The sequence below is a fragment of the Streptomyces lonarensis genome (genome assembly GCF_012033735.1).
In the GTDB taxonomy this organism is placed as follows: Bacteria; Actinomycetota; Actinomycetes; order Streptomycetales; family Streptomycetaceae; genus Streptomyces; species Streptomyces lonarensis.
Map to the genome: position 1 here is coordinate 1 of NZ_JAAVJD010000336.1, position 4,320 is coordinate 4,320.

The window sequence follows — 4,320 nt, forward strand, 5'->3', positions numbered from 1 at the left end:
GCGCCGTGCCGTCCGGCACGGCGCGGGCACCGGCGGCGGCGAGGCGCCGCACCAGCTCGGCCCCGTCGGGCGCGTCGTGGCCGAGGTGGACCGCGACGATGTCGGTGGTCCAGGTGACGGCGTGGGCGGCGCGCAGCCGCGCCAGCGCGTCGGGACGGGCGGCGACGTCGAGCAGCACCAGGTCGTAGGGGCCCTCGGTCTCCTCGCCGAGCCCGGCGGGGCCGCCGCCGGGCGGCAGGTAGAGCAGTCTGCGGCCGTCCGGGCCCGTCACCTCGTACCCGGTGCCCGGCGCGTCGAGCGCGACGGCGCGCACCCGGTGGCCGCCGAGGAGCGTCAGCTCCCTGCCGTCCGGCACCCGGACGGGTGACGGCAGGTCGTCGGGGAACTCGACAGCAGGCCCGTCGTGCGGATGGGTGAGCAGCACCTGCCGGACCGCGTGCAGGGAGCGGCCCGCGCGGGCGGCGGCCATCGCGGCGCCCGGCGTCAGGTCGAGCAGCAGCGTCTGGTCGACCAGGACGGAAGTGGCGGCGCGGTGGCGGCCGGCGGCGGCGCGGGAGCAGGCGGCGCACGGGCAGTCGGGGCGGGGGAGCCCCGCCGGGTCGCCGGTGCCGAGCAGAGTGACGTCCACCCCTCGATGGTCTCGTCTTCCGGCCCGATCGCACCCGGAACGCTAGGCTTTCGTCTCCGGCGATCTTCCTGGAGGCGGCTGTGGCATGGGAATGGCGGTTCGAGAAGCAGGATGGTTCGGAGGTCGCGCCCGGCGAGCCGCCGGGCGACTTCACCACCCAGGGCGACGCCGAGACCTGGATCGGTGAGGCCTGGCAGGACCTGCGCGACCAGGGCGTCGACCAGGTGACGCTCAGCGAGGACGGCAGCGTGGTCTACGGGCCGATGAGCCTGCACGAGGCCGGCTGACCCGCCCCCTCCCTCCCGCCGCGGCGGGAGGGACGGGCCGTCCGGCCCGGGTCAGGCGTCGTCGAGGGCGACCTCGGCGGACTCCTCCGAGCCGTCGCGCTCCCACACCACCTCGACCTTGTCGTCGGGCTGCTGCGAGGCGAGCGCCTCCGCCAGCGAGACCACATCGGTGACCTGTTCGTCGGCGACGGCGACGATGACGTCGCCCGGACGCAGACCGGCGTCGTCCGCCGGTCCGCCGTCCGCGACGCTCACCACCGCGGCGCCCACCGGCCGGAACCCCTCGCCCAGCACCGTGCGCACGGTGACCCCGAGCGCGGCGCGCCCGGAGTCGGTGACCTCGCCGTTCTCGATCATCTGGTCCGCCAGCGAGGTCACGCTGGCCGAGGGGATGGCGAAGCCGATGCCGGCCGCCTGCCCGCCGCCGTCCGGCTCGCGGGCGCCGATGGTGGGGATGCCGATGACCTCCCCGGAGAGGTTGACCAGTGCCCCGCCGCTGTTGCCGGGATTGATCGGCGCGGAGGTCTGCACCAGGTTGCTGAGCGTGGCGCCGCCCTCGCCCTCGCTGAGCGAGCGGCCCACCGCGGAGACGATGCCCTGCGTGACGCTGGAGTCCAGCCCCAGCGGGTTGCCCATGGCCAGCACCATCTGCCCGACCTGTACGTCGGAGGAGTCCCCGAAGGTGGCGGGGTCCAGGTCGTCGGGGGTCTCGCGCAGTCGCACCACGGCGAGATCCTGCGGGGCGTAGGTGGCGACGACCTGGGCCGGCAGCGGCCGCCGGTCGGTGGCGAGCAGGATCTCGACCTCGTCGGCCTCGCCCACCACGTGCGCGTTGGTGACGATGTGGCCCCGGTCGTCGTAGACGACCCCGGAGCCCAGGCCGTCCTGGGTGGTGATCTGGACGACCGACGGCAGGACGTCGCTGACCACGTCCTGGAACGTCTCGTCGATGGCGGCCGCCTCGGCGCTCGCGACGGCGTCACCGGCGTCGGCGATGCCGAGGTCGGCCCGGCCGCCCTCGCCGGAGCAGGCAGACAGCAGTGCCGCCGCGCAGAGCGCGGCGGCACCGGTTGCGAAGGTGTTCCCTCGGGCGTGGATCATGCGGCGATTCTCGCCCGCCGTTCGGCGCCGGAGCGGGATTGACCGCTACGCCCCCCGGGTGACCCGTGGCGGCGCGCCCGGCCGAGGGGCTCAGCGCGGCTGCTGGCCGCGCTTGAGCTGCGGCTTGGGCAGCCGCATCCGGCGCATCTGCAGGGTGCGCATGATGGCGTAGGCGCGGGCGCCCTTGTGGGACTCGTCGGGGAAGCGCTCGCGGAGCTGCTTCTTCAGCCGCACCCCGGTCACCACCCAGTCGGTGACCATCATGATGATCACGCCCATCCAGAGCAGCAGCGACGCAGCCTGCTGGGCGGGGAACATGCTCATCACGAGGATGACCACCGCGATCGGCAGGAAGTACTCCGAGACGTGCCACTTGGAGTCCACGAAGTCACGGGCGTAGCGGCGCACCGGACCGCGGTCGCGCACCGGGAGGTGGCGCTCCTCGCCCGAGATCAGCGCCTCCCGCTGCTTGGCGAGCGCAGCGCGCCGCGCCTCACGGGCACGCTTGGCGGCCTCCTTGCGGTTGGTCGGCGGCTTCACGGTCGCGCGACGCAGCGCCTGCGCCTCGCTCCGCTTGGGCGTCGGCCGGCCCTTGGGAGCCTGCGGGTCGCGGACCTGCGCCTCGTCCTGCTCGGTCTCGGCGGCGGCCTGCTTGGTCTCATTCGAACGGCTTCGGAACACACCCCCAGCCTACGGCTTCGTCGCCTTCCGGCTAAGCCCCCGTACCCCGGGGGTGACCCGGATGTGCCCGTTCCGAGACCTCCCGGAGCCGCCGCGGCCGTCCCGTCGGGTCCCGCGCGGGCGGTCCGCCGGGGCCCGGGGCGACGGCGGCGGACAGGTGCCCGCAGCCGACGGGAACCGTTCGGGGCGGGGCGGAGTCCCTAGTCCCTGAGCCGTAGCGCCCGCCCTCCACCTCGTCCTCACGAAGGACGACGATCATGGACGGGTGGTGCGCTAATGGAGGCGGGACCCGTAGGCTAGAGGTCACCTGGCGATTTATCCGCAGCAGTCTGAAGGGGGCGCGCGAGGCCCATGAGCGGTGTCATGAAGCGGATGGGGATGATCTTCCGCGCGAAGGCCAACAAGGCCCTGGACAGGGCCGAGGACCCGCGCGAGACTCTCGACTACTCGTACCAGAAGCAGCTGGAACTGCTGCAGGAGGTGCGGCGCGGGGTGGCGGATGTCGCCACGTCCCGCAAGCGACTGGAGCTGCAGCTGAACCAGCTGCGCGGCCAGTCGGACAAGCTGGGCGACCAGGGCAAGAAGGCCCTCGCCCTCGGCCGGGAGGACCTGGCCCGCGAGGCGCTGACCAGGCGGTCGGCCCTCCAGCAGCAGGTCTCCGACCTGGAGACGCAGCACCAGACGCTCCAGGCCGAGGAGGACAAGCTCACCCTCGCGGCGCAGCGGCTGCAGGCCAAGGTGGACGCCTTCCGGACCAAGAAGGAGACCATCAAGGCCACCTACACCGCCGCGCAGGCGCAGACCCGGATCGGCGAGGCCTTCTCGGGCATCTCCGAGGAGATGGGCGACGTCGGCATGGCGATCCAGCGTGCCGAGGACAAGACCCAGGAGCTCCAGGCGCGTTCCGGCGCCATCGACGAGCTGCTGGCGTCCGGGGCGCTGGACGACCCGACCGGCACCTCCAAGGACGACCTGACCGCCGAGCTCGACCGGATCTCCAGCGGCTCGGACGTCGACCTGGAGCTGGAGCGGATGAAGGCCGAACTCGCCGGCGGCACCACGCCGCAGGCGCTGGAGGGCGGCACGGGGGGCGTGCAGGACCCGAGGCAGGACACCCCGAAGTTCGACAAGCAGTAGCCCTGCCCGACACGGTTGTTACAAGGAGTACGGAGTGATCGTACGGATCATGGGGGAGGGGCAGGTCCGGCTGGACGACAGCCACTTCCCCAAGCTGAACGAGCTCGACGACGAGCTGATGGCCGAGGTCGAACAGGACGACAAGGAGGGCTTCCGCCGGACGCTCGCCGCCCTGCTCGACGCGGTCCGCACCATGGGGGCGCCCCTGCCCGACGACGCGCTGGAGCCGTCGGAGCTGATCCTCCCGGCGCCCGACGCGACGATCGAGCAGGTCCGGGCCATGCTGTCGGACGACGGCCTCATCCCGGACGAGTACCCGGCCAAGTCCTGAGGCCTTCGGCCGGGGCGCGGGTCGGCCACGCCGCCCGCATCGCAGCACCGAGCCGCGCGCTCCGTCCCTCCTCGGCCTGGAGCGTCTGGTGCTGCGTCTCCAGGTCGGAGACCTGCTGCTGGAGGGCCGACCGCCTGGTCAGCGCCTCGCGGGCC

General features: G+C 73.3%; 5 protein-coding genes and 2 pseudogenes. 3 read left to right on the top strand and 4 right to left on the bottom strand.

The genetic code is table 11. The annotated features are described in order from the left end of the window. A pseudogene (locus HCN56_RS23970) lies at positions 1-628 on the bottom strand (bifunctional adenosylcobinamide kinase/adenosylcobinamide-phosphate guanylyltransferase); the annotation flags it as partial. A gap of 80 nt (positions 629-708) precedes the next feature. Here HCN56_RS23970 and HCN56_RS23975 point away from each other — a divergent pair. Next, positions 709-915 carry a hypothetical protein gene (locus HCN56_RS23975; RefSeq protein ID WP_167974505.1) on the top strand — a complete coding sequence of 69 codons (207 nt, stop codon included), beginning with the start codon at positions 709-711 and terminating at the stop codon, positions 913-915. Between the two features lie 51 nt (positions 916-966). On the opposite strand, the gene HCN56_RS23980 is transcribed toward HCN56_RS23975, so the two are convergent. Further along, a complete protein-coding gene (locus HCN56_RS23980; RefSeq protein ID WP_167974507.1) occupies positions 967-2,016 on the bottom strand; it encodes a S1C family serine protease in 1,050 nt (349 codons plus the stop codon). 90 nt (positions 2,017-2,106) lie between these two features. Next, positions 2,107-2,697, bottom strand: coding sequence for a DUF3043 domain-containing protein (locus HCN56_RS23985; RefSeq protein WP_167974509.1), 591 nt, complete (start codon positions 2,695-2,697; stop codon positions 2,107-2,109). Positions 2,698-3,060: 363 nt separating this feature from the next. Between HCN56_RS23985 and HCN56_RS23990 the strand changes: the two genes are divergently transcribed. Further along, the gene (locus tag HCN56_RS23990; RefSeq protein WP_376770924.1) at positions 3,061-3,834 is read left to right on the top strand and encodes a PspA/IM30 family protein; all 774 of its coding nucleotides are present in this window, start codon (positions 3,061-3,063) and stop codon (positions 3,832-3,834) included. Positions 3,835-3,868: 34 nt separating this feature from the next. Further along, the gene (gene pspAA / locus HCN56_RS23995) at positions 3,869-4,165 is read left to right on the top strand and encodes a PspA-associated protein PspAA (RefSeq protein ID WP_167974512.1); all 297 of its coding nucleotides are present in this window, start codon (positions 3,869-3,871) and stop codon (positions 4,163-4,165) included. A 67-nt stretch (positions 4,166-4,232) separates the two neighbouring features. Here the strand turns inward: pspAA and HCN56_RS24000 are convergent. After that, positions 4,233-4,320, bottom strand: a pseudogene (locus HCN56_RS24000) (PspA/IM30 family protein); the annotation flags it as partial.

Coding starts and splice junctions, on each gene's coding strand:
- HCN56_RS23980 (WP_167974507.1), bottom strand. CDS start 2,016: ATGATCCACGCCCGAGGGAACACCTTCGCAACCGGTGCCGCCGCGCTC.
- HCN56_RS23990 (WP_376770924.1), top strand. CDS start 3,061: ATGAAGCGGATGGGGATGATCTTCCGCGCGAAGGCCAACAAGGCCCTG.